The sequence below is a fragment of the Streptomyces sp. NPDC055506 genome, from assembly GCF_053643595.1.
In genome coordinates this window covers 72,761-94,678 of record NZ_JBSHKH010000012.1, presented here as the reverse complement: position 1 = coordinate 94,678, position 21,918 = coordinate 72,761, and the positions used below count along the sequence as shown (strand labels likewise).

The window sequence follows — 21,918 nt, the reverse complement described above, 5'->3', positions numbered from 1 at the left end:
GCCGTAGCTGGTTTCACGTGAAACACCGTGTTTCACGTGAAACAGTCCGTCGTCCGTGCCCGGTTGTCAGCGGGTCGCACCCGTTACGATCCAGCGGCCTGAGCGGCTCCGGAGCCACAGAGTCAGCATCCGCATGGTCATCATCAGTGTCATGGTGGCCCAGAGGGCGGTGAGCCCACCGCCCAGCACCGGAACCAGCAGGGCGGCCGGGGTGAAGACTGCCAGGGTGAGCACCATCGCCCAAGCGAGGTAAGGGCCGTCGCCGGCGCCCATCAGGACTCCGTCCAGGACGAACACGATGCCGGAGATCGGCTGCGAGAGGGCGACGATGATCAGGGCGGGCAGGGCCGCGTCCTTGACCGCCGAGTCACTGGTGAACAGGGGCAGGAACGCCGGCCGGGTGAGGACGACCAGGACACCGAGGACGACCCCGACGGCGATACCCCACTCCACCATGCGACGACATGCGGCGCGGGCGCCCTGGGTGTCACCGGCTCCGAGATAGCGCCCGATGATGGCCTGCCCTGCGATGGCGATGGCGTCGAGAGCGAAGGCGAGCAGGCTCCACAGGGACAGGATGATCTGGTGGGCGGCGATGTCGGCATCCCCCAGCCGGGCGGCGACCGCCGTGGCGATCATCAGGATCGTCCGCAGGGAGAGGGTGCGGACCAGCAGGGGCACACCGGCCTGGGCGGAGGCCCTGATCCCGGCGGCGTCCGGGCGCAGGGAGGCGCCATGCTTCCGCGCTCCACGCAGAACCACCGCGAGGTAGACCGCGGCCATGCCGCACTGGGCGATGACAGTGCCCCAGGCGGAGCCGGCGATCCCCAGGTCTGCCCCGTAGACGAGCCCCGCGTTGAGAGCGCCGTTGGCCACGAAGCCGATGACGGCGACATAGAGCGGGGTCTTGGTGTCCTGCAGGCCGCGCAGGAGACCAGTCGCGGCGAGGACGACGAGCATGGCCGGTATGCCGAGCACGGAGATGCGCAGATACGTGATCGCGTAGGGGGCTGCCGCGTCCGAGGCGCCGAAGAGGTCGACGATGTGGGGTGCCGTCGGCAGGGCGACGGCGACGACGGCGGCGCCGAGGATCAGCGCCAGCCAGATGCCGTCCATGCCCTGTCGGATGGCGGCTGGGAGATCACCCGCGCCGACGCGGCGGGCGACCGCCGCTGTCGTGGCGTAGGCGAGAAAGACGAAGACGCTGACAAAGGTCATCAGCAGAGCCGAGGCGACGCCGAGACCGGCGAGCTGGGCCGTGCCCAGATGGCCGACGATGGCGGTGTCGGTCATGAGGAAGAGGGGCTCGGCGACGAGCGCGCCGAAGGCCGGCACGGCGAGTGCGACGATCTCTCGGTCGTGCTGTCTCCGGCCGGATCGAGGGCGCGCGGGGGCCTGTGTCATGTGCACCAATCTAATCGTCCACAGGTAAGAGATGCAAAGCTTTTGTGACCCTTACCATTCGGCCAGAGGTGCGCACTGCTGTGCACCATTCGAAGCGATCTTGGGCCGGTTGGGGAAGTTTTTCTTCTGCACAGCCGGTGGACGGCAAAGTTGCAGGTCAGGACGGTTTCTCTGTGATGGGTCGATGCTTGTTCACAGGCCTGTCCACCGGGTCGTGCACAGGTTTCGCCGAGTTCTCCACAGCATCTGGGCCGTCGTCCACATGGCCTGTGGATAACCAGATTGGCTGAAGGTGCCGACGGGCCTACGGTAGTCCGGCGCCCGCTCCGTCCGTCGGTTGGGAAAGCGTCACAAAACCGACGTCCAGTAACCGGAGTTGGGCCTCTCATATGTCAGTGCCGTGCCGTAGAAAAGAGGGGCACGGCGAGGTCTGCTGCGGCGGACGGGAGGAGGTGGCTCGGTGAGCATTTCCGAGCCCTTGGACGACCCGTGGGCCGACAGCGGGCCCAGTGATCGTCTGCCCTCCGCCCGCCGACGTGGCGACGGCACCCGGGGCCGCGACGAGCAGCACGAACGCGGCAGGGACAACGGGGAGTGGGACGGCGGCGGAAGCACATCCTTCGAGCGGGTACCACCGCAGGACATCGAGGCCGAGCAGTCCGTCCTCGGCGGCATGCTCCTGTCCAAGGACGCCATCGCCGACGTCGTGGAGATCCTCAAGGGCCACGACTTCTACAAGCCGGCCCACGAGACGATCTACCAGGCCGTCCTCGACGTCTATGCCAAGGGCGAGCCGGCCGACCCCATCACGATCGCCGCCGAGCTCACCAAGCGCGGTGAGATCAACAAGGTCGGCGGGGCCTCGTATCTGCACACCCTCGTCCAGACGGTGCCCACAGCGGCGAACGCCGCCTACTACGCGGAGATCGTCCACGAGCGTGCCGTCCTGCGGCGCCTGGTCGAGGCCGGTACGCGCATCACGCAGATGGGGTACGCGGCCGACGACGACGTGGACGAGATCGTCAACCGCGCCCAGGCAGAGGTCTACGCGGTCACCGAGCAGCGCACCAGCGAGGACTATCTGCCGCTCGGCGACATCATGGAGGGCGCGCTCGACGAGATCGAGGCGATCGGCTCGCGCAGCGGTGAGATGACCGGCGTGCCCACGGGGTTCACCGACTTCGACTCGCTCACCAACGGTCTGCACCCGGGCCAGATGATCGTCATCGCCGCGCGTCCCGCCATGGGTAAGTCCACGCTCGCGCTGGACTTCGCACGAGCCTGCTCGATCAGGAACAACCTGCCGAGCGTGATCTTCTCGCTCGAAATGGGCCGCAACGAGATCGCGATGCGTCTGCTGTCCGCCGAAGCCCGGGTCGCTCTGCACCACATGCGGTCCGGCACGATGACGGACGAGGACTGGACGCGCCTGGCCCGCCGGATGCCGGACGTCTCTGCGGCACCGCTCTACATCGACGACTCCCCGAACCTGTCGATGATGGAGATCCGCGCCAAGTGCCGCCGCCTCAAGCAGCGCAACGACCTCAGGCTGGTCGTCATCGACTATCTCCAGCTGATGCAGTCCGGTGGGTCCAAGCGGGCCGAGAGCCGGCAGCAGGAGGTCTCGGACATGTCCCGAAACCTCAAGCTGCTGGCCAAGGAGCTGGAGCTCCCGGTCATCGCGCTCTCCCAGCTGAACCGTGGTCCCGAGCAGCGCACGGACAAGAAGCCGATGGTCTCCGACCTGCGTGAGTCCGGCTCCATCGAGCAGGACGCCGACATGGTCATCCTGCTGCACCGGGAGGACGCCTACGAGAAGGAGTCACCGCGCGCGGGCGAGGCCGACCTGATCGTGGCCAAGCACCGAAACGGCCCGACGGCGACGATCACGGTCGCCTTCCAGGGCCACTACTCCCGGTTCGTCGACATGGCGCAGACCTGAGCTGAGCGGGGCCCGCGCTCGCGACGCCAGCCCGGAATGTACTCGACGCGGCGAGGCCGGGGCGGGTGGACTGGCACCCATGACGACATCTCAGGAAGAGCTGCTTCCCGGCACGCGTCGCGCACTGCTGCACCGGATCGCCGTCGCCCAGGCCGAAGGACGGGCACCGTCGCTGGTCGCGGCCGTCGTGCGGGACGGGAAACCGGTGTGGACAGGCGCGCGGACCTCGGTGGAGGGGCATGCGCCGGACGAGAACGTGCAGTACCGGATCGGCTCGATCACCAAGACCTTCACGGCGGTTCTCGTCCTGCGGCTGCGCGACGAGGGCGCGCTGGACCTCGGGGATCCGCTGGAGAAGCATCTGCCGGGTACCGGTGTGGGGGAGGCGACCGTCGCGGAACTGCTCGCGCACGTCGGAGGGCTGGCGGCCGAGACGCCGGGGCCGTGGTGGGAGCGGAGCCCCGGGTCGCTGCGGCCCGAACTCGCCGATGTGCTGGGCGAGCGGCCCCGGCTGTCTGCGCCCGGCCGCCGGTTCCACTACTCGAACCCGGGCTACGCGCTGCTCGGCGCGCTCGTCGAGAAGCTGCGCGGCGCCTCCTGGGAGGAGGTCCTTCGGCGCGAAGTGCTCGAACCCCTGGAGCTGAACCGCACGAGCGTGCGACCTCAGGCGCCGCATGCGGGGGGCTGGGCGGTGCATCCCTGGGCCGACGTGATGCTCCCGGAGCCCACCGAGGATCTGGGGCGCATGGCCCCGGCAGGACAACTGTGGTCGACCACGGGTGACTTGGCGCGCTTCGCGGCCTTCCTGGTCAACGGTGACGAGCGGGTGCTGAGCACCGAGTCGCTGCGGGAGATGAGGACACCGGCAGCGCCCCACGACGCGGCGGACGTGGCGAGCGGCTACGCCTACTGCCTGGGGATGGAGATCAGGCGGCGAAACGGCCGGTCCCTCGTCGGACACACCGGTTCGCTGCCCGGCTTCCTCGCGTGCCTCATGATCGGTGTCGAAGAGGATGTGGCGGCGGTCGTCCTGGCCAACTGCACTTCGGGCCCGCTGCTGTTCTCCGTCGCCGCCGACCTGGTTCGCATCGTCGCAGAGGCGGAACCACGCATCCCCTCCGCGTGGAAGCCGTTGAGCGAGGTCGACCCGTCGGTCCTGGAACTGACGGGTCAGTGGTACTGGGGGACGCACGCTTTCGCGCTGCGGCTGACGGCCGACGGGCTTGTCTCGCTGGGACCGCTGTCCGGCAGCGGCCGCCGTTCGCGGTTCCGCCCGAACGGCGACGGCACATGGACGGGGTTGGAGGGCTACTACGCCGGCGAGCTCCTGAAGGCCGTACAGCGGCCGGACGGATCCGTGAGCCATCTGGACCTCGGCTCGTTCGTGTTCACGCGTCAGCCGTACGACGAGGGGGCTCCTGTGCCGGGTGGAGTCGATCCGGAGGGGTGGCGCGGGATCGGCTAGGGGACGACAACAAGACTGACAACAAGGGGCGCTCTGTTTCACGTGAAACAGAGCGCCCCTCGCATGCCGGTCACAGTGGGAGCTTGAAGCCCGTGTGGGAGGCCGTGAAGCCGAGCCGCTCGTAGAAGCGGTGGGCATCGGTGCGCGAAGCATCAGAGGTCAGCTGGACCAGCTGGCAGCCCGCTTCCCGGGATTCGCTGATCGCCCATTCGATGAGCTGTGTCCCCATGCCGCTGCCGCGCTCACCGGCGTGGATCCGTACGCCTTCGATGATCGACCTGGTCGCACCGCGTCGGGACAGCCCGGGAACGATCGTGAGCTGGAGTGTGCCGACGACCCGGCCCTCCCGGACCGCCACGACCAGACGCTGGTTGGGGTCGGCGCTGAGCCGCTCCAGTGCGGTCAGGTACGGGGCGAGGTCGTCCGGTGACTCGCGCTGCGCGCCCAGGGGGTCGTCCGCGAGCATTCCGACGATCGCCGGGACGTCGTCGGCAACGGCGGCACGTACCTCAAGATCTCCCATGGACGCACCTTACGCAGGGACAGCAGGCGCGGAAGCGTCTTATGCGGGCACCGGGGCCTTCAGCGTCTCGACGACCCGGACCAGGGGGACCAGCTCGGGGTTCTTCGCCGCCTCGTCCAGAGCCTCACGCAGGGCGGCGTCATTCGTCGGCCGCGCCGCTTCCAGCAACGCGAGGCCGGCCTCGGTGACGTTCGTGTAGATGCCCCGTCGGTCGGTGGGGCACAGATAGCGCTCCAGGAGCCCGCGGTCCTCGAGGCGGGTGACCAGGCGCGTGGTGGCGCTCTGGCTGAGCACGACCGCGTCGGCGACCTGCTTCATCTGCAGATGGCCGCCGTCCCCGTCGTGCTGCCGGCTGAGCACGTCCAGCAGGGAGTACTCCCGCGCGCTCAGGTCGTGCTTGGCCTGCAGGGCGCGCTCGATGTGGCCCTCGATCCTCCCGTGCAGCAGGGAAAGGGCGCACCAGCCCTGGGCGAGTGCGGTGAGCGCGGGGTCCGTCGCTGTCATTGGCGTTTCCTCCGTCCCGGAGCGGCTGACACCCAGGATAGAGCAGCATCGCAATTGACGGCGTTTGCCTATAGCCCGCGTATGCAACTATTGTGGACGCACGCAAAGCGCTCCTGCAATCTTCTGGGAAGGTAACCCCTCCATGCCTCTCGCGCTTCTGGCCCTCGCGATCGGGGCCTTCGGGATCGGAACGACGGAATTCGTGATCATGGGCCTGCTGCCCCAGGTCGCGGGCGACTACGGGGTCTCCATCCCCACCGCCGGATACCTGGTGACCGGCTACGCGCTGGGTGTGATGTTCGGCGCCCCGCTGATGACCGTTCTGGGTACCAAGGTCTCCCGCAAGCGGATGCTGATGGTGCTGATGGGCCTCTTCATCGTCGGCAACCTGCTCTCGGCTCTCGCCCCTGCCTTCTCCGTCATGCTGATCGGCCGGATCGTCGCCTCGCTGGCCCATGGCGCCTTCTTCGGCATCGGCTCGGTCGTCGCGGCCGAACTGGTGGCCCCGGACAAGAAGGCCGGCGCCATTTCGATGATGTTCACCGGGCTGACCGTCGCCAACGTCGTCGGCGTCCCGCTGGGCACGCTCGTCGGACAGTCCGTCGGCTGGCGCGTGACCTTCGGCATCGTCGCCGCCCTCGGCGTCATCGGCCTGGCCGGCATCGCCCGGCTCGTCCCCGACATGCCCAAGCCGGAGGGCGTGCGCCTGCGGCACGAACTGGCCGCCTTCAAGAACGTGCAGGTGCTGCTCGCGATGGCGATGACCGTCCTCGGCTTCGGCGGTGTCTTCGCGGCCATCACCTACATCGCGCCGATGATGACCCACGTCGCCGGCTTCGCCGACGGCTCCGTCACCTGGCTGCTGGTCCTCTTCGGCCTCGGCATGGTCGGCGGCAACCTCGTCGGCGGCAAGTTCGCCGACCGCGCCCTGATGCCCATGCTGTACATCTCCCTGAGCGCCCTGGCCATCGTCCTGGCGCTGTTCACCCTCACCGCGCACGACAAGCTGCTGTCGGCCGTCACGATCGCTCTGATCGGCGCCCTGGGCTTCGCCACCGTCCCGCCGCTCCAGAAGCGGGTCCTCGACCAGGCGCATGGTGCCCCGACCCTGGCCTCCGCCGTGAACATCGGCGCCTTCAACCTCGGCAACGCCCTCTCCGCGTGGCTCGGCGGCCTCGTGATCGGCGCGGGCTTCGGCTACACCGCTCCCAACTGGGTCGGTGCCGCCCTGGCCGCGGGCGCCCTGCTCCTGGCCTTCCTCTCGGCCGCTCTGGAGCGCCGCGCCGGTGTCCCCGGCACCGTCGTCACGGGAGCCGCGCCGGCCGAGCAGCGGACCGCCGTCCACCACTGAGCGACCGGGCCGGCCAGGCCCGGGCCAGAACCAACCAGCAAGTTCCCTAGGAGAACCCCCTCATGAGCACCACCACAGCCGTCACCCCGCTCACCACTCAGGACGCCGAGGTCCTCGTCACCGCCGCCCGTCGTGCCGCCGAGGCGGCAGGCGCGACCGTCAGCGTCACCGTCCTGGACGCGGGGGGCCATCTGCTCGCTTTCCGGCGCGACGACCGTGCCGTGCTGATCTCCGGTGAGACCAGCACCCGCAAGGCCTACACCGCTCTTCAGCTGGACGCGCCCACCGCCGACCTCGTCGACGCCGTGCGGCCCGGAGGGCCCTTCCACACGCTGCCGACCGCGCTCGACCGGCCGCTGCTGTTCATCGCGGGCGGCGTGCCGGTGCACCGCGACGGTCGACTGATCGGCGCGATCGGCGTCGGCGGTGGCGCCCCGGAGCAGGACCACTCCTTCGCCACGACCGCCGTGGAGGCCCTCGCCTGACCTGGCCCCGCAACGCGACTACGCCGGTTCCCCGATCCCCGGGGAGCCGGCTTAGCCGTATGGGACCTTCATCCCGCCGCGACCGTGACCGGCGCGAACCGGCGGGTCCAGTCTCCGGGCAGTTCGGTGATCCCGTACGCCATCACCGAGTTGAAGGCGACGGGCGCCAGGCCCCGCTCCTTCACCCACGCGAGGAGCTCTTCGTGCCGCACGTCGATATCGGTGCGCAGCGGGCGGTCGGTGTGAGCCGCGAGGGAGGCGATGAGCGCCTGGGCGACCGCCGTGTCGCGTGCGATGAGCGGGCCGACGACATGGGTGTCCATGTTGGGCCAGGCGGCCGCGTATCCGATGAGCCGCCCGTCCTCCTCGGCCACGCGCAACTGGTCGGCGAAGGCGGGCAGTCGCGTGATGATGTGCGTGCGGTCGGTCCCGAATACCTGCTCGTCGAGCCGGAGGATGGCGGCGAGGTCCTCGGCTGTCGCGGCACGAGTGGCGACCTTCGGCTCCGGTCCGCCGGGAGTGAAGTGCCCGCTGACCATCTCCGCGCGCCCGGTGACCTTGAAGCCGAGTTCCTCGTAGAGAGGGCGGCCGTTCGGTGTCGCGTGCAGGGTGAGGGGCGTGGGGCCCATCGCTGAGACGACATGGCGCATCAGCCGGCGTCCCACGCCCTGTCCCGCATGCCGTTCGGCGACCAGGACCATGCCGATCGCCGCGAGAGCGGGGTGCTCGTGCGGTCCGTACTCGGTGACGACACAGGCGCTCACGAGGCCGCCGTCCGGGTCATCGATGCCGTAGCCCTTCCCGGCTGTGAGGAGGAAGCCCCACTTGTGCTCCTCCCGTGGCCACCCCCGGTCCTGAGACAAGTCGGCGCAGGCGGTGAGATCGCGGAGCGTCAGACGGCGGATGGGCAGAGAGGCAAGAGAAGGAGTCGGCACGCAGGTCAGGCTGTCCGACAGGGGCCCCTGACGTCCACCTCTTTCCCTGGACCCATACGAGCTTTTGGCCAGTTGTAGCCGTCTGCACAGAGAGCTGTCAGACGCCGGACGTTTCACGTGAAACACCGGCGCGATGTCCAGTAGTTGGCAGTACTGATGATTCGCGCGGTGCCCTCATTCGTGACGAGGGAAGGGGGGACTTGTGTGCACGGCGGTGGCCGGTAGGGTCGACTCCGGTTCGCATTCGGGGCGGGTGACCCGTTCCGTGTGGGCCGCGTGCAGGGCAATGCAGCCTAATGGGACGGAGAGATCGAAGACCCGCGTTTTCGGGTACGCGACTGAGCCGTCCAGACAAGTGGGAAGCTCGGGTGAGAACACTGCGGGCAATGTCACACTCTTGCCTACTTGTCCGTACGGAGCCGAAATACGGGTTGAATGTGGCCGCATTGGCCACGACATGGATGGGAACGCAGTCCGTCCACGGGGGAAAGCAGGCACCTTCCGACTAGGGAAGTGCGCAGACCGACCGAAAGATGCTCGAGGCGAGGCACACCATGGACGCTCCGACCACCACGTCGGCCGACAACGGCACTTCCGGCGGCGGGGGCGGCTGGTTCACGCCCCGCAAGAAGCCGACGACGACGCCGGACAGCGAGCCCGGTACTACGCCTGAGGGGCGGCGCCCGGCCGCGGTACGCCCCGTGGGCAGGCCGACCGCCGCTCCGGAGACTCCGGCCGACGGCACGACGGTGCCGCCCGCTTCGACGACCGGCGGCGCGGGCACCGGTGGGCCGGAACAGGGACGCGAGCCGCCGGGAGGGATACCCACGCCCGCCCCCGTGGCCGCACAGCACGCCTCGTCTCCCGCAGCCGCGAGCGTCGCCGCGGCCTCGTCAGCAGGCCCCGCGCCCACGGCGCTCACACCGGCGCCCTTCGCCTCCACCGCTCCCTCCGCACCCGGTCCCGACGAGTCGCGTGTCCCCTCTCAGCGGCCCGCCCCCGTGTCGGCCCCGGCCCAAGCCGCCGCCGCCCCGGCCAGGGAAGCGTCCCCGGACGCCATCCTCATCCGACGCGCCATGGCCGAGGTCGCACCCGTGGCCGAGAAGGTCACGTCGTACTTCTACGCCCTGCTCTTCGTCCGCTACCCGGACCTGCGGCCGATGTTCCCGGCCGCGATGGACACCCAGCGGGACCGGCTGCTCAAGGCGCTGCTCACGGCCGCCGAGCACATCGACAACACCGAGGTCCTCGTCGACTACCTGCAGAACCTCGGCCGCGGCCACCGGAAGTACGGGACCCGGGCCGAGCACTACCCGGCCGTCGGCGAATGCCTCATCGGCGCGCTGAGCAAGTACGCCGCCGAGGTCTGGAACGAGGAGATGGAGGCGGCCTGGGTCCGGGCGTACACCACCATCTCGCAGGTGATGATCGACGCGGCGGCCAGGGACGAACTGCGTGCCCCGGCCTGGTGGTACGCCGAGGTCGTCACGCACGACCTCAGAACTCCGGACGTCGCGGTCATCACCGTCCGCCCCGACCAGCCGTACCCCTTCCTCGCCGGGCAGTACACGAGCGTCGAGACGCCCTGGTGGCCCCGGATCTGGCGGCACTACTCCTTCGCCTCGGCGCCCCGCTCCGACGGACTGCTGTCGTTCCACGTGAAGGCCGTTCCGGCGGGGTGGGTCTCCAATGCCCTGGTGCACCGTGCCCGCCCCGGCGACATCATCCGGCTCGGCCCGCCCGCCGGCGCCATGACCGTGGACCACACCACCGAGAGCGGCCTGCTCTGCGTGGGCGGCGGCACCGGCATAGCGCCCATCAAGGCACTGGTCGAAGACGTGGCCGAGCACGGGGACCGACGGTCGGTCGAGGTCTTCTACGGGGCTCGCACGGATCACGACCTGTACGACATCGACACCATGCTCCGCCTCCAGCAGAGCCATCCCTGGCTCTCGGTCCGCGCGATCATCGACCAGCAGGCGCATCAACAACTGCCGGACGCGATACGCGCCTATGGGCCATGGGACGAGTTCGAGGCCTATCTCTCAGGCCCGCCCGGGATGATCCGCAGCGGTGTGGACGCCCTGAGGGACGTCGGTATCCCGTCGGACCGCATACGGCACGACTCCGTGGAGGAGCTGGTCGCGGCCGGGTCCTGAGCCGTTTCCGGTGTCAGCCCAGGTCGGGTGCGTGCATGGCACGTACGCCCTCGATGTTGCCGTCCAGGTAGTGCCTCAGCGACAGCGGCACCAGGTGGACGGAGGCGATCCCGACACGGGTGAAGGGCACGCGCACGATCTCGTACTCGCCGACGGGCTCGTCCACCTCGGGGCCGTGCCGGAGCGAGGGGTCCATGGACTCCAGGTGGCAGACGAAGAAGTGTTGCACCTTCACACCGGTCGCCCCGCCGTCCTCTCCGATGTGCTCCATGGTGTCCACGAAGCAGGGCACCACATCGGTGATCTTGGCGCCGAGCTCCTCGTACACCTCTCGGTGCAAGGCGTCGACGACGGTCGAGTCGTCGGGCTCGACCCCACCGCCGGGAGTGAGCCAGTAGGGATCCACGCCCGGCTTGGTGCGCTTGATCAGGATCAGGTCGTCACCGTCCAGCAGAACGGCACGGGCGGTGCGCTTGACCACAGGTCGGACGGTCATGAGTGAAATGTGGCCCGGCTGGTTCCACGTGAAACATCGCGAAACGTCACCGGGCGAGCCCTCAGAGTGAGGCACTGTCCCGGGCGTCTCAGCACCAGTCGGTCGAGGCGCGCTGCAACCACTCATGGGCACGCGCTATATGGGGCATCGCGAGCGTCCCGGTGCGGACCACCAGGAAGTAGGTCCGCAGCGGCGGCACCGCCGGCTCGTGCAGGGCGACGACGTCACCCCGCCCCAGCGCGGCCGCACACAGATAGCGCGGGAGCACCGCCAGGCCCGCCCCCGCGACCGCACAGGCCAGAACCGCGCGCAGGTCGGGAACGATGACCGTGCCCGGGGCGGCGGGGCGTGAGTCGAAGACGGAGGCCCAGTAGCGGGAGACGAAGGGCAGGGACTCGTGCACCTCCACGACGGGCACCTGCTCCAGGGACGGTTCCGGCTTGCGCCCCGGCTCCCCGGCGCCGATCTGTTCGGCCCAGCGCGGGGCCGCGACCAGGACGTGCTCCTCGTCGCAGAGCGCAGTCGCGGTGAGCAGGGCGCCCCGTGGCTGGGCCGTGCTGATGGCCAGATCGTGATGCCCGGCGGACAGTCCTTCCAGCGTTTCCTCGGCGTTCCCGAAGGAAGCGCGCAGGGCGAAGCCCTGACCGTCCTCGCCGATCAGCTCCGTGAGCGCGGGCAGGGCTCGTTCGGCGGTGAATTCCGGAGGTCCGGCGAGATGCAGCGTCCGTAAGGAGGAGTCGTCGTCGAGGCCGGTCTCCGTGATCTCCACCAGGGCGTCGAGATGCGGAGCGGCCTTGTGGGCGAGTTCGTCGCCGATGCTCGTCGGGGTCACACCTCGGGCCTGCCGCAGGAACAGGGGGCGGCCCAGCTGCCGCTCCAGCGTGCGTATCTGCGAGGTGACGGCGGGCTGGGAGAGGCCGAGCAGGGCGGCGGCGCGAGTGAAGGAGCCGGCCCGGTGCACGGTCACGAAGGTCCGCAGCAAGGCCAGATCCACCGCACGCTCTCCCCTCTTCGGCCCCGCTCCCGGCCCTGCGGCCGCGCTCAACTATAAATAAGTCGATAGGTCTCTGTCGCTACTGTGATTGGACACTGACAGAGAGTCAACTAGCCTTGGTCGCGCGGTTCTTGCGCGCGGAACCGGAGGACGGTCCGAGCCACGAGGGGGGAGGCTCGGACCGTCCGTGGGGGATGTTCAGGCCGCCGACATGTCCAGTGCCCGCAGTACGTCCGCCACCAGGTCCTCCGGGTCCTCGGCGCCGACCGACAGGCGGATGAAGCCCTCGGGGACCGCGTCGCCGCCCCAGCGACCGCGGCGTTCGGCCGTGGACCGTACTCCGCCGAAGCTCGTCGCGTCGTCCACGAGCCGCAGCGCGTCGAGGAATCGGTCGGCCCGCTCGCGCGTGGGCAGGGTGAACGACACCACGCACCCATAGCGCCGCATCTGCTGAGCCGCGATCTTGTGCGCGGGGTCGTCGGGGAGTCCGGGATAGCGCAGTCCGGTCACCTCCGGACGCTCGCGCAGCGCTTCGGCGACCGCCAGGGCGGTCGTGCCCTGCCGGTCGACCCGCAGCTGCAGCGTCGCGATCGAACGGTGCGCGAGCCAGGCTTCCATGGGCCCGGGAATCGCCCCGACGACCTTGCGCCAGCGGCGTACGGAGGCCATGGCCTCGGCGTCACGCCCGACGACGTAGCCCAGGAGGATGTCGCCGTGCCCCGTGAGCTGCTTGGTGCCGCTGGCCACCGCGAAGTCGGCGCCGAGCTCCAGGGGGCGCTGGCCGAGCGGTGTCGCGAGGGTGTTGTCGACGGCCACCAGGGCACCACGCGCGTGTGCCGCGTCGGCGAGCCGCCTGATGTCGCAGACGTCGAGCCCGGGGTTGGACGGCGTCTCGATCCACAGCAGCTTCGCGCCGTCCAGGACGTCGAGCTGGGCGTCGCCGCGGGTCGGCGCCGTGCGCACCTCGATGCCGAAGGCCTCCAGCTGGGCGCGGACCAGGGGCAGTGCCTGATAGCCGTCGTCGGGCAGGACGCACACATCGCCGGTGCGCAGCTGGGAGAAGAGGACCGCCGACGTCGCGGCCATGCCCGAAGCGAAGACGAGCGTCTCGGCATCGTCCCGGCCGGGCGCCTCCAGCTCGCCGACGGCGCGCTCCAGCAGGGTCCAGGTCGGGTTCTCGTCACGGCCGTAGGTGTACGGGCCGGTCGGGTCGCCCGGCAGATGGAAGTGGGCGGCGAACACCGGTCCGGGCAGTGTGGGCTCGTATTTGACCGGCTCGGGCAGCCCGGCCCGTACCGCCCGCGTGCCGTCGCCGGCGTCGGCCGCGGTCAGGGCCGCGTCGCCCGTCGATCCGCCCTGGTCACCCGTCGCGGACTCACTCATGCCACTCGTCCCTCCACGTCCTCACGCACTGCGGCAAGCAGACCGGCGCTCGCCGCCTCCACCATCTCAAGGCACTCCTCGAAACCGTCCGTGCCCCCGTAGTAGGGGTCCGGTACGTCGAGGTCGTCGCCGGCGGCGGGGTCATAGGCACGGAGCAGCCGCACCTTCCGCGCGTCCTCCTCTGTGGGCGCGAGGCGGCGCAGGGCGCCGACGTGGCCGGAGTCGAGGGCGACGACCAGGTCGAGGCGGGAGAACCACGACGGCTGGAACTGCCGGGCCGTGTGGCCGGTGGCGTAGCCGTTCTCCGCCAGGACGGCCGCCGTGCGCGGGTCGGCGCCGTCGCCCTCGTGCCAGCCGCCCGTGCCGGCGCTGTCGACCTCGACCAGGCCGTCGAGCCCGGCCTCCGCCACGCGGGCCCGGAAGACGACCTCGGCCATCGGGGAACGGCAGATGTTGCCCGTGCAGACGAAGCAGACTCGATATGTCATAGGCGTTCAGTCCCCGTCGGGCAGGACGACGTTCAGCGCCCAGGAGACGACAGAGATGATCAGGCCGCCCAGGACGGCCGTCCAGAAACCGTCCACCTGGAAGCTGAGGTCGAACTGGTCGGCCAGCCACGAGGTGAGCAGCAGCATCAGCGCGTTGACGACCAGGGTGAACAGGCCGAGCGTCAATATCAGCAGCGGGAGGCTGAGCAGCTTGACGAGCGGCTTGACCAGGAAGTTCACCAGGCCGAAGATCAGCGCGACGATGATCAGGGTGCCGATCTCCATGCCCGTGCTGTCACCGGTCAGGGTGATCTTGTCGAGCAGCCATACGGCGACCGCCAGGGCACCGGCGTTGGCGATCGTCTTGACTACGAAATTCTTCATGTGTCTGATCGTGGCAGACCTGATCGGGCACGGGCACTAGAGGCAGGGGCGGACTAGGCGATGAAGGCATTCCGGCTGGACGAACTGGAGGCGGAGCGCGCCGCCAACGAGGGCGCCTACCTGCAGTTTCTGCGGGCGCAGAACATGTCGGTCGGTCTGTACGCCCTCGACGCGGGTGAGCAGGATCCACAGAAGCCGCACAATCAGGACGAGGTCTACTTCGTTGTGAGCGGCCGCGCCGCGATCACCGTCGGCCTGGAGACGACCCAGGTGGCGCGCGGCAGCGTGGTCTACGTGCCGGCGGGCGTCGCCCACAAGTTCCACCACATCACCGAGGACCTCAGGGTGCTGGTGGTGTTCTCTCCGCCCGAGAGCTGACGGACCGCCTCGGGGTTCCCTAGGGGTTCGGTCAGGGGAGGACAAGGGGTGCGATGCCCCCGCCCGACCCCCTCGCGGACCTAGCATCGAGGACAGAACGTCAGGAGACCGACAGGACCCGGCACTCGAACGGGTGGAGAGAGAAGGACGAGGGCGATGCGAGAGATCTTCACGGGACTGCCGTGGTGGGTGAAGTGGATCGCGGTGCCGGTCATCGCCCTGGTCGTGTTCGGCGGGCTGATCGCCAGCGTGGTCGGCTTCGTCATCGGACTGCTCTTCAAGGTGCTGGTCTTCGTCGCGCTGGTCGGCGGACTGATTTACGTCGTACGGAAGTTCACGTCGAGCTCCTCGTCGCGCAGCGACTGGTGAGACCGGTGGGAAACCGGTGGGGGTAGCGGGAAACGCTCGGAATCACCCGTTCCCTCGGGCGGGGGAAGTTTCCCGGCCGGGCCGTCTGCGTGCGGTGGCAGACGAATAGAGTCCGGCTCGACGCGGGGACATCCCCGCGAGCGGCACACACCCCCACCCGTGTCCCTCCGCACGGGTCGGCCCCTCGCGCTTCGGGAGTGACCCTTGGCCCCGGCTGACACCGCACCGGCCCACCTGCGCAGCGTCCCCGCGCAACCGCGCTCGGCGGCGCCATCCGCAGCACCGCCTCCCACCACATCACCACCTCCCGCCGAACCACCGCCTCCGGCGACCCTCATCGGATCCGTGCAGCGCGCCATGCGCTTGCTGGAAACCGTCGCCGGACATGACTACGGCGCCCCCGCCAAGCAACTGGCCCGCGAGACAGGGCTGGCACTGCCCACGACGTACCACCTGCTGCGCACTCTCGTGCACGAGGGCTATCTGCGCCGGGACAAGGGCCTGTTCTTCCTCGGTGAGGCCGCCGAGCGGCTGAGCAGCAGCGGGGCACGGCAGAAACGTCGCAGCACGGTGGTCGACACGCTCGCCCAGTGGCGAGATCTGCTCGGCGTCCCCGTCTACTACGCGGCGTACCGCGAGGGCGAGATCGAAGTCATGTGCGTCTCCGAGACCCCGGGCATCCCGGCGGTCGAGGAGTGGGCCGACTTCCGGGAGACCGGGCACGCGCACGCCATCGGGCAGTGTCTGCTGTCCCAGCTGGACGGGGATGCCCGCCGCGACCATCTCGACCGCTACCCGGTGCAGCCCCTCACGCCGTACACGGTGCGGGACAACCACAGCCTGCTCCGGCGCCTGGAGCGGATGCGGCGGATGGAACCGGTGACCGAGCGTCAGGAGTACGCCCTGGGCGCGGTCTGTGCGGCGATTCCGCTCACCCTCGGCACCACGGCCGCGACGATGGCCATCTCCCTGCCCGCCCACCAGGAGGACCGGCTGCTGCCCGCGGCCCGGCAGTTGCAGAGCGAGATCGGGCGGCGACTCGGGTCGCTGGCGCTCTCTATCAGTATGTGAAAACTCACTCCTTGTGATCTGCTGTGTACGTTCAGCAAGATTCCATCAAGTGTCAGAGGTTCGTTCCCGGCCAGTCACGGCGAATGACGGGGTTAGCGATGCGCGAGTCCGTACAAGCAGAGGTCATGATGAGCTTTCTCGTGTCCGAGGAGCTCTCCTTCCGCATTCCGGTGGAGCTGCGCTATGAGACCAGTGATCCCTATGCCGTCCGGCTGACGTTCCACCTGCCCGGTGACGCGCCGGTGACGTGGGCTTTCGGCCGGGAGCTGCTGATCGACGGCGTAGGCCGGCCGTGCGGCGAGGGCGATGTGCGGGTCACTCCCGTCGAACCGGACACGCTGGGCGAGGTGCTGATCCGGCTTCAGGTCGGCAGCGACCAGGCGTTGTTCCGGTCCTCCACAGCACCGCTCGTCGCCTTCCTGGACCGCACCGACAAGCTGGTGCCGCTGGGTCAGGAAGGCTCGCTCGCCGACTTCGACGCCCACCTCGACGAGGCGCTGGACCGCATCCTGGCGGAACAGGGCGCCGGGTGAGACACCCGTCGGGCGGCACCGTGGAGTAACGCTTCACCGGATGCCGCCGACCCCGCGGGAACGCTTCGGCGATGTGCGGGACGCTTCGACGGTGTGCGGGAACACTTCAGCGGTGTGCGGGAACACTTCAGCGGTGTGGGGGAACGCTTCGGCGGTGTGGCGCTGGGACGTCTGGCTCAGAGACGTCAGCGCTTGCGCCGCCGGCCCCTCCCCCCGCGTGCCGGGACCGCTGAGGCTTCCACGGCGCGCTCCTCTCCGGGGCGGTCGGCCGAGACCATGAGCGCGGCCAGAGCGGTGGTGACAGGCACCGAGGCGACCAGGCCGATCGAACCGACCAGCGTGCGCACGATCTCCTCCGCCACCAGCTCGCTGTTGGCGACGGTCCCCACACCGCTCTGCGCGATGGAGAACAGCAGCAGCAGCGGCAGGGCGGCACCTGCGTAGGCGAGGACCAGCGTGTTGACGACCGAGGCGATGTGGTCGCGGCCGATCCGGATGCCCGCGCGGTAGAGCCCGCGCCAGCCCATCGACGGATTGGCCTCGTGCAGCTCCCAGACCGCGGAGGTCTGGGTGACCGTCACGTCGTCGAGCACACCGAGGGAACCGATGATGATGCCGGCGAGCAGCAGACCGCTCATGTCGATCGTCGGATAGAGGCCATGGATCAGGCCGGTGTTGTCGTCGGTGTTGCCGGTGAGCGCCGCCCAGTCGATGAACACCGAGCCGAGGAAGCCGATGAGCAGCAGGGAGATGAGGGTGCCGAGCACCGCCACGGAGGTCCGTGCCGACAGTCCGTGACACATGTACAGGGCGATCAGCATGATGGCGCTCGCGCCCACCACTGCCACGACCAGCGGGTTCGATCCTTGCAGGATCGCGGGCAGGATGAAGAAGTTCAGCACCATGAAGCTGATGGCCAGTGCGATGAGGGCCATGACCCCCCGCAGCCGCCCTACGACCACGACGGCGAGCGCGAAGATGCCGGCCAGCACGCTCAAGGGCAGACGGCGGTTGATGTCGGTGACCGAGTACTGGAGGTCCTTCGGCGCGGAGGGCTCGTAGGCGACCACGACCTTCTGGCCCTCGTGCAGCTGGCGGGACTGGTCCGGCTGGATGATCTCGGTGAAGGTGCGGCCCTTGTCCTTGCCGCTGTCGACCCGGATCGTCGCGCGCTTGCAGGTGCCCTTCTCCTGCTGCACCGCGGAGGAGCCCTCGGCGGTGGAGGTGTCGCCGGTCGGCGGGACCCCCGAGGCGCCGGCCTCCTTGCAGCTGATCTCCACGACCTTGGTGACCGAGGCCTGTTCGGTCTGCCGGTCGAAGCCGACGCCGGTGCGCTCGTGCGACGGGGCGCCGCCCGGCCACAGCACAACGAGACCGACCAGCACGGCCGCGCCGAACGGGATCAGGATCGCCGCGATGATCTTGCGCAGATGCATGGAGACGGGCGCGGCCGGACCGTGGCTGTGTGAGTGCCCGTGTCCGCCACCTGGCGCGGAACCGGGGCCGTGCCCGTGCCCGTCGCCTCCGCCGGTCCCGGAACCGTGTCCGTGCCCTGAGCCGGGCCCGTGCCCTGAGCCGGGCCCGTGCCCGTGTCCGTCTCCGGAACCCGGACCCTGCCCGTCGCCGGGGCCGGCTCCCTGCCCACCGGCTGAGCCGCCACCCTGGCCGTTGCCCGGACCGTAGCCCCCGGCAGAGCCGGAACCACGCTCACCACCGGCCCAGGGGCCTGCCCCGGGCCCGAAACCCGCCCCGGGCCCATACCCGGACCCGGGGACGAAATCGGGGCCATCTCCCCGGCCGTTGCCGTTTCCGGCGCCGGATCCGCGAGGCGGCTCGGGCGGTGGGTAGGGGGGACGCTGCGTCGTGGTCACCGACCGATCATCGCAAGAACGAGGGGGGCCCTCTGTTCACCGCGCCAGAATTGCCGCTAGCGTGGAGGCACCTTTTGTACACGCGGGAGCTCGGAGCACCGGGCTGAGAGGGCGCTGACCTCCGTCCCTGCGATGTTTCACATGAAACATCACCGAAGTCGAGTGATGTTTCACACGGAACGTCGGCAGACGGAAACCGCTGCGTCGACCGCCGAACCTGTTACCGGGTAATGCCGGCGTAGGGAGTAGGTCTCATGACCGACAAGGACGCACGCACGCCTGCCTCCGTTCAGGACGCACAGTCCGAGGAGGCCGGGAAGTCCATCGGCTGGCACAAGGCGTACGTCGAGGGCACCCGCCCCGACCTGCGCGTGCCGGTTCGTCAGGTGCATCTCACCAACGGGCAGGCTGTCACGCTGTACGACACCTCGGGCCCGTACACCGATCCATCCGTCGACACCGACGTCCGCAGGGGCCTGCCGCCGCTGCGCGAGAACTGGATCATCTCCCGCGGCGACACCGAGGAGTACGCGGGCCGCCCCGTCCGTCCCGAGGACGACGGCATCAAGCACACCTCGCCCCGCGGCGGCCTCCGCAACCTCGACGCCGTCTTCCCCGGCCGCCCGCGCCAGCCGCGTCGCAGCCGGGACGGCGAGGCGGTCACGCAGCTCGCGTACGCCCGTCGCGGAGAGATCACGCCCGAGATGGAGTACGTGGCCATCCGGGAGAACGTCTCGCCCGAGGTGGTCCGCGACGAGATCGCAGCGGGCCGGGCCGTGTTGCCGGCCAACGTCAACCACCCGGAGATCGAGCCGATGATCATCGGCAAGAGGTTCCTGGTGAAGGTCAACGCCAACATCGGCAACTCGGCGGTGACCTCCTCCATCGAGGAGGAGGTCGAGAAGATGACCTGGGCGACCCGCTGGGGCGCCGACACGGTCATGGACCTCTCCACCGGCCGCAACATCCACACCACGCGTGAGTGGGTGCTGCGCAACTCCCCCGTCCCCATCGGCACCGTGCCGCTCTATCAGGCCCTGGAGAAGGTCGACGGCCGGGCCGAGGATCTGACCTGGGAGGTCTACAAGGACACGGTCATCGAACAGGCCGAGCAGGGCGTGGACTACATGACGGTCCACGCGGGCGTGCGCCTGGCCTATGTGCCGCTGACGGCCAACCGCAAGACGGGCATCGTCTCCCGCGGCGGCTCGATCATGGCCGCCTGGTGCCTCGCGCACCACAAGGAGTCGTTCCTGTACGAGCACTTCGAGGAACTCTGCGAGATCCTCGCCGCGTACGACGTCACGTACTCGCTCGGCGACGGCCTGCGGCCCGGCTCCATCGCGGACGCCAACGACGAGGCACAGTTCGCGGAACTGCGAACGCTCGGGGAACTCAACCGGATCGCCAAGCGTTTCAACGTACAGACCATGATCGAAGGCCCGGGCCACGTCCCGATGCACAAGATCAAGGAGAACATCGACCTTCAGCAGGAGATCTGCGATGAAGCTCCGTTCTATACGCTCGGCCCGCTGACCACGGACGTCGCGCCGGCGTACGACCACATCACCTCCGGCATCGGTGCCGCGATGATCGCCTGGTGGGGCACGGCCATGCTGTGCTACGTCACACCCAAGGAGCACTTGGGCCTGCCGAACCGTGACGACGTCAAGACCGGCGTCATCACCTACAAGATCGCTGCCCACGCGGCCGACGTCGCCAAGGGGCACCCGGGTGCCCAGGAATGGGACGACGCGCTGTCCGACGCGCGCTTCGAGTTCCGGTGGGAGGACCAGTTCAACCTGGCCCTCGACCCGGACACGGCACGGGAGTTCCACGACGAGACCCTGCCGGCGGAGCCCGCCAAGACGGCTCACTTCTGCTCGATGTGCGGTCCCAAGTTCTGCAGCATGAAGATCTCGCAGGACATCCGCCGTGAACACGGCGGCACACGGACCGAGATCGAGGAGGGCATGGCCCAGAAGTCGAAGGAGTTCGCGGCGAGCGGGAACCGGGTGTACCTGCCGATCGCGGACTGATCCTGCCGCGCACAAGCCGCGAGGCGGGACGTACACGGGCCGCCGTACACGGACCTCCGCACACGGGCCGCGAGGGCCGAGGGCTGGGGACACATCGTCCCTGGCCCCTGGCCCTTGGTCCCTTGGCGGGCCCGGCTACTCCGGCTGGTGTTCCGGTCCTCCGTAGTCCGGGCTGGTGTAGTCCGGACTGCTGTAGCTCGGCCGCGAGCCGCGGTCGCCGTCGCCGGGGCTGGTGAAACCCGGACGGTCGTAGCCGAGGTGCGGCATGCGGCTGATCGGCGTGGACGAGGAGGTGTGGTGCAGTGCGGCGGCCGCGTCCGGGCTGACGAGTGCCTCGCGCAGGAACGGCAGGATGCCCCGCTCCAGCAGGGCCTCGTGCCAGGCCTCCCTGGCGAGGGCCACCTCCCCTTGCAGTTCGCCGTACGGACCGCCTTCGGCCGTCGGCTTGTTGCGCAGGGCGGTGAGCAGCAGTCCCACCGCGGCGACGAGGATCGCGACCGCGGTCACGGCGCCGAACACCCAGCCCGTGGTGAGCATGGTCCGGGCGAACGCCTGCTCGGGGTCGAGCATCTGCAGGATGTAGCCGACGAGCAGGAAGATCGCGGCGGCGGTTCCGGCCAGGACGGGTGCGAGGACGGCGACGATGGCGACGGCGCCCGCGCCGGCGGTCTCGGCGACCTCTCCCATGGCGGCGGCCAGCCCCGCCGGGCCCGTGCCCGGCTCGGAGGAGCCGGACTCGCGCACGGCCGGCGTGCTGGACGACGCCGGCTGGCGCAGTTCCTCACGGACCTTGACGTAGTGCTGGTATTCGGTCGAGGCGGCTGCCGTGATGAGTGCGGTGGCGTTCAGCGCCATGGTGCGCAGTTGTTCCGAGTTCAGCCGCTGTCCGACAGCGGTCAGTTCCGGACGGTGTGGTGCGGAGCGCAGCACCTCATCGAGGATCCGCTCGTATTCCTGGCGGTCCTCGCTCAGCAGGTGCTGCGGAACGCTGTTCATGTGCATCCCCCGATGCTCCGTAGGGCTTGGGGCTCGGCATGCTGACGAGCCGTCGGGCAGAAACGGAGGGGAGCCTGCTACGGATAAGCCGATGGTAGAGCCGTGGAGGTGGGCGGTGACAGGGGGTTTACCGAAATTGGCCCTTCAC

General features: G+C 69.4%; 21 protein-coding genes. 10 read left to right on the top strand and 11 right to left on the bottom strand.

All coding sequences use genetic code 11. The annotated features are described in order from the left end of the window. Positions 1-66 precede the first annotated feature (66 nt). A complete protein-coding gene (locus tag ACWIF2_RS07715; protein ID WP_454359198.1) occupies positions 67-1,404 on the bottom strand; it encodes an MATE family efflux transporter in 1,338 nt (445 codons plus the stop codon). Positions 1,405-1,864: 460 nt separating this feature from the next. On the opposite strand from ACWIF2_RS07715, the gene dnaB reads away from it, so the two are divergent. After that, positions 1,865-3,346, top strand: coding sequence for a replicative DNA helicase (dnaB, locus tag ACWIF2_RS07710; protein WP_454359197.1), 1,482 nt, complete (start codon positions 1,865-1,867; stop codon positions 3,344-3,346). 79 nt (positions 3,347-3,425) lie between these two features. Beyond that, positions 3,426-4,811, top strand: coding sequence for a serine hydrolase domain-containing protein (locus tag ACWIF2_RS07705; protein WP_454359196.1), 1,386 nt, complete (start codon positions 3,426-3,428; stop codon positions 4,809-4,811). A 70-nt stretch (positions 4,812-4,881) separates the two neighbouring features. Here the strand turns inward: ACWIF2_RS07705 and ACWIF2_RS07700 are convergent, their stop codons facing one another. Together ACWIF2_RS07700 and ACWIF2_RS07695 are read right to left on the bottom strand one after the other, a co-directional pair. Continuing rightward, positions 4,882-5,334, bottom strand: coding sequence for an N-acetyltransferase family protein (locus tag ACWIF2_RS07700; protein ID WP_454359195.1), 453 nt, complete (start codon positions 5,332-5,334; stop codon positions 4,882-4,884). A 39-nt stretch (positions 5,335-5,373) separates the two neighbouring features. Further along, the gene (locus ACWIF2_RS07695; RefSeq protein ID WP_454359194.1) at positions 5,374-5,838 is read right to left on the bottom strand and encodes a MarR family winged helix-turn-helix transcriptional regulator; all 465 of its coding nucleotides are present in this window, start codon (positions 5,836-5,838) and stop codon (positions 5,374-5,376) included. Between the two features lie 142 nt (positions 5,839-5,980). On the opposite strand from ACWIF2_RS07695, the gene ACWIF2_RS07690 reads away from it, so the two are divergent. Together ACWIF2_RS07690 and ACWIF2_RS07685 are read left to right on the top strand one after the other, a co-directional pair. Further along, positions 5,981-7,189: an MFS transporter gene (locus tag ACWIF2_RS07690; RefSeq protein ID WP_454359193.1), complete on the top strand. Its 1,209-nt coding sequence runs from the start codon at positions 5,981-5,983 to the stop codon at positions 7,187-7,189. Positions 7,190-7,251: 62 nt separating this feature from the next. Continuing rightward, positions 7,252-7,674, top strand: coding sequence for a GlcG/HbpS family heme-binding protein (locus tag ACWIF2_RS07685; protein ID WP_454359192.1), 423 nt, complete (start codon positions 7,252-7,254; stop codon positions 7,672-7,674). 68 nt (positions 7,675-7,742) lie between these two features. On the opposite strand, the gene ACWIF2_RS07680 is transcribed toward ACWIF2_RS07685, so the two are convergent. After that, positions 7,743-8,609, bottom strand: coding sequence for a GNAT family N-acetyltransferase (locus ACWIF2_RS07680; RefSeq protein WP_454359191.1), 867 nt, complete (start codon positions 8,607-8,609; stop codon positions 7,743-7,745). A 554-nt stretch (positions 8,610-9,163) separates the two neighbouring features. Here ACWIF2_RS07680 and ACWIF2_RS07675 point away from each other — a divergent pair. Continuing rightward, positions 9,164-10,768, top strand: a complete 1,605-nt coding sequence (locus ACWIF2_RS07675) for a globin domain-containing protein (RefSeq protein WP_454359190.1) — start codon at positions 9,164-9,166, stop codon at positions 10,766-10,768. Between the two features lie 13 nt (positions 10,769-10,781). Here ACWIF2_RS07675 and ACWIF2_RS07670 read toward each other — a convergent pair whose 3' ends face one another. From ACWIF2_RS07670 to ACWIF2_RS07650, 5 genes are all read right to left on the bottom strand, one after another. Then, positions 10,782-11,264, bottom strand: a complete 483-nt coding sequence (locus ACWIF2_RS07670) for an NUDIX domain-containing protein (RefSeq protein WP_382492272.1) — start codon at positions 11,262-11,264, stop codon at positions 10,782-10,784. An 88-nt stretch (positions 11,265-11,352) separates the two neighbouring features. Continuing rightward, positions 11,353-12,258: a LysR family transcriptional regulator gene (locus tag ACWIF2_RS07665; protein WP_454359189.1), complete on the bottom strand. Its 906-nt coding sequence runs from the start codon at positions 12,256-12,258 to the stop codon at positions 11,353-11,355. Positions 12,259-12,456: 198 nt separating this feature from the next. After that, entirely contained in the window at positions 12,457-13,641 is a 1,185-nt protein-coding gene (locus ACWIF2_RS07660; protein WP_454359188.1) for a cystathionine gamma-lyase, read from the bottom strand. After that, positions 13,638-14,129, bottom strand: a complete 492-nt coding sequence (locus ACWIF2_RS07655) for a low molecular weight protein-tyrosine-phosphatase (protein ID WP_454359187.1) — start codon at positions 14,127-14,129, stop codon at positions 13,638-13,640. The genes ACWIF2_RS07660 and ACWIF2_RS07655 overlap by 4 nt, the downstream gene beginning before the upstream one ends. A 6-nt stretch (positions 14,130-14,135) precedes the next feature. Beyond that, positions 14,136-14,513, bottom strand: coding sequence for a phage holin family protein (locus tag ACWIF2_RS07650; protein ID WP_454359186.1), 378 nt, complete (start codon positions 14,511-14,513; stop codon positions 14,136-14,138). A 60-nt stretch (positions 14,514-14,573) separates the two neighbouring features. Here ACWIF2_RS07650 and ACWIF2_RS07645 point away from each other — a divergent pair, with 60 nt between their 5' ends. The 4 genes from ACWIF2_RS07645 (at position 14,574) to ACWIF2_RS07630 (ending at position 16,864) form a co-directional block, all read left to right on the top strand. After that, positions 14,574-14,891, top strand: coding sequence for a cupin domain-containing protein (locus ACWIF2_RS07645; protein ID WP_184593813.1), 318 nt, complete (start codon positions 14,574-14,576; stop codon positions 14,889-14,891). A 156-nt stretch (positions 14,892-15,047) separates the two neighbouring features. After that, on the top strand, positions 15,048-15,260 hold the full coding sequence (locus ACWIF2_RS07640; RefSeq protein ID WP_020271174.1) for a DUF5326 family protein: 213 nt from the start codon (positions 15,048-15,050) through the stop codon (positions 15,258-15,260). Between the two features lie 336 nt (positions 15,261-15,596). Continuing rightward, a complete protein-coding gene (locus ACWIF2_RS07635) occupies positions 15,597-16,331 on the top strand; it encodes an IclR family transcriptional regulator (protein WP_454359199.1) in 735 nt (244 codons plus the stop codon). 98 nt (positions 16,332-16,429) lie between these two features. After that, entirely contained in the window at positions 16,430-16,864 is a 435-nt protein-coding gene (locus tag ACWIF2_RS07630; protein WP_184593809.1) for an SsgA family sporulation/cell division regulator, read from the top strand. A 185-nt stretch (positions 16,865-17,049) separates the two neighbouring features. On the opposite strand, the gene ACWIF2_RS07625 is transcribed toward ACWIF2_RS07630, so the two are convergent. Next, positions 17,050-18,735, bottom strand: coding sequence for a YibE/F family protein (locus ACWIF2_RS07625; RefSeq protein ID WP_454359185.1), 1,686 nt, complete (start codon positions 18,733-18,735; stop codon positions 17,050-17,052). Between the two features lie 254 nt (positions 18,736-18,989). On the opposite strand from ACWIF2_RS07625, the gene thiC reads away from it, so the two are divergent. Further along, entirely contained in the window at positions 18,990-20,774 is a 1,785-nt protein-coding gene (gene thiC, locus ACWIF2_RS07620) for a phosphomethylpyrimidine synthase ThiC (protein WP_454359184.1), read from the top strand. Positions 20,775-20,909: 135 nt separating this feature from the next. Here thiC and ACWIF2_RS07615 read toward each other — a convergent pair whose 3' ends face one another. Further along, complete coding sequence (locus tag ACWIF2_RS07615; RefSeq protein WP_454359183.1) at positions 20,910-21,776, bottom strand: hypothetical protein; 867 nt, start codon at positions 21,774-21,776, stop codon at positions 20,910-20,912. Between the last annotated feature and the right edge of the window lie 142 nt (positions 21,777-21,918).

Coding starts and splice junctions, on each gene's coding strand:
- ACWIF2_RS07655 (WP_454359187.1), bottom strand. CDS start 14,129: ATGACATATCGAGTCTGCTTCGTCTGCACGGGCAACATCTGCCGTTCC.
- ACWIF2_RS07660 (WP_454359188.1), bottom strand. CDS start 13,641: ATGAGTGAGTCCGCGACGGGTGACCAGGGCGGATCGACGGGCGACGCG.
- ACWIF2_RS07705 (WP_454359196.1), top strand. CDS start 3,426: ATGACGACATCTCAGGAAGAGCTGCTTCCCGGCACGCGTCGCGCACTG.
- ACWIF2_RS07630 (WP_184593809.1), top strand. CDS start 16,430: ATGCGCGAGTCCGTACAAGCAGAGGTCATGATGAGCTTTCTCGTGTCC.
- ACWIF2_RS07670 (WP_382492272.1), bottom strand. CDS start 11,264: ATGACCGTCCGACCTGTGGTCAAGCGCACCGCCCGTGCCGTTCTGCTG.
- ACWIF2_RS07685 (WP_454359192.1), top strand. CDS start 7,252: ATGAGCACCACCACAGCCGTCACCCCGCTCACCACTCAGGACGCCGAG.
- ACWIF2_RS07700 (WP_454359195.1), bottom strand. CDS start 5,334: ATGGGAGATCTTGAGGTACGTGCCGCCGTTGCCGACGACGTCCCGGCG.
- ACWIF2_RS07650 (WP_454359186.1), bottom strand. CDS start 14,513: ATGAAGAATTTCGTAGTCAAGACGATCGCCAACGCCGGTGCCCTGGCG.
- ACWIF2_RS07695 (WP_454359194.1), bottom strand. CDS start 5,838: ATGACAGCGACGGACCCCGCGCTCACCGCACTCGCCCAGGGCTGGTGC.
- ACWIF2_RS07615 (WP_454359183.1), bottom strand. CDS start 21,776: ATGCACATGAACAGCGTTCCGCAGCACCTGCTGAGCGAGGACCGCCAG.
- ACWIF2_RS07715 (WP_454359198.1), bottom strand. CDS start 1,404: ATGACACAGGCCCCCGCGCGCCCTCGATCCGGCCGGAGACAGCACGAC.
- ACWIF2_RS07640 (WP_020271174.1), top strand. CDS start 15,048: ATGCGAGAGATCTTCACGGGACTGCCGTGGTGGGTGAAGTGGATCGCG.
- thiC (WP_454359184.1), top strand. CDS start 18,990: ATGACCGACAAGGACGCACGCACGCCTGCCTCCGTTCAGGACGCACAG.
- ACWIF2_RS07645 (WP_184593813.1), top strand. CDS start 14,574: ATGAAGGCATTCCGGCTGGACGAACTGGAGGCGGAGCGCGCCGCCAAC.
- ACWIF2_RS07675 (WP_454359190.1), top strand. CDS start 9,164: ATGGACGCTCCGACCACCACGTCGGCCGACAACGGCACTTCCGGCGGC.
- ACWIF2_RS07690 (WP_454359193.1), top strand. CDS start 5,981: ATGCCTCTCGCGCTTCTGGCCCTCGCGATCGGGGCCTTCGGGATCGGA.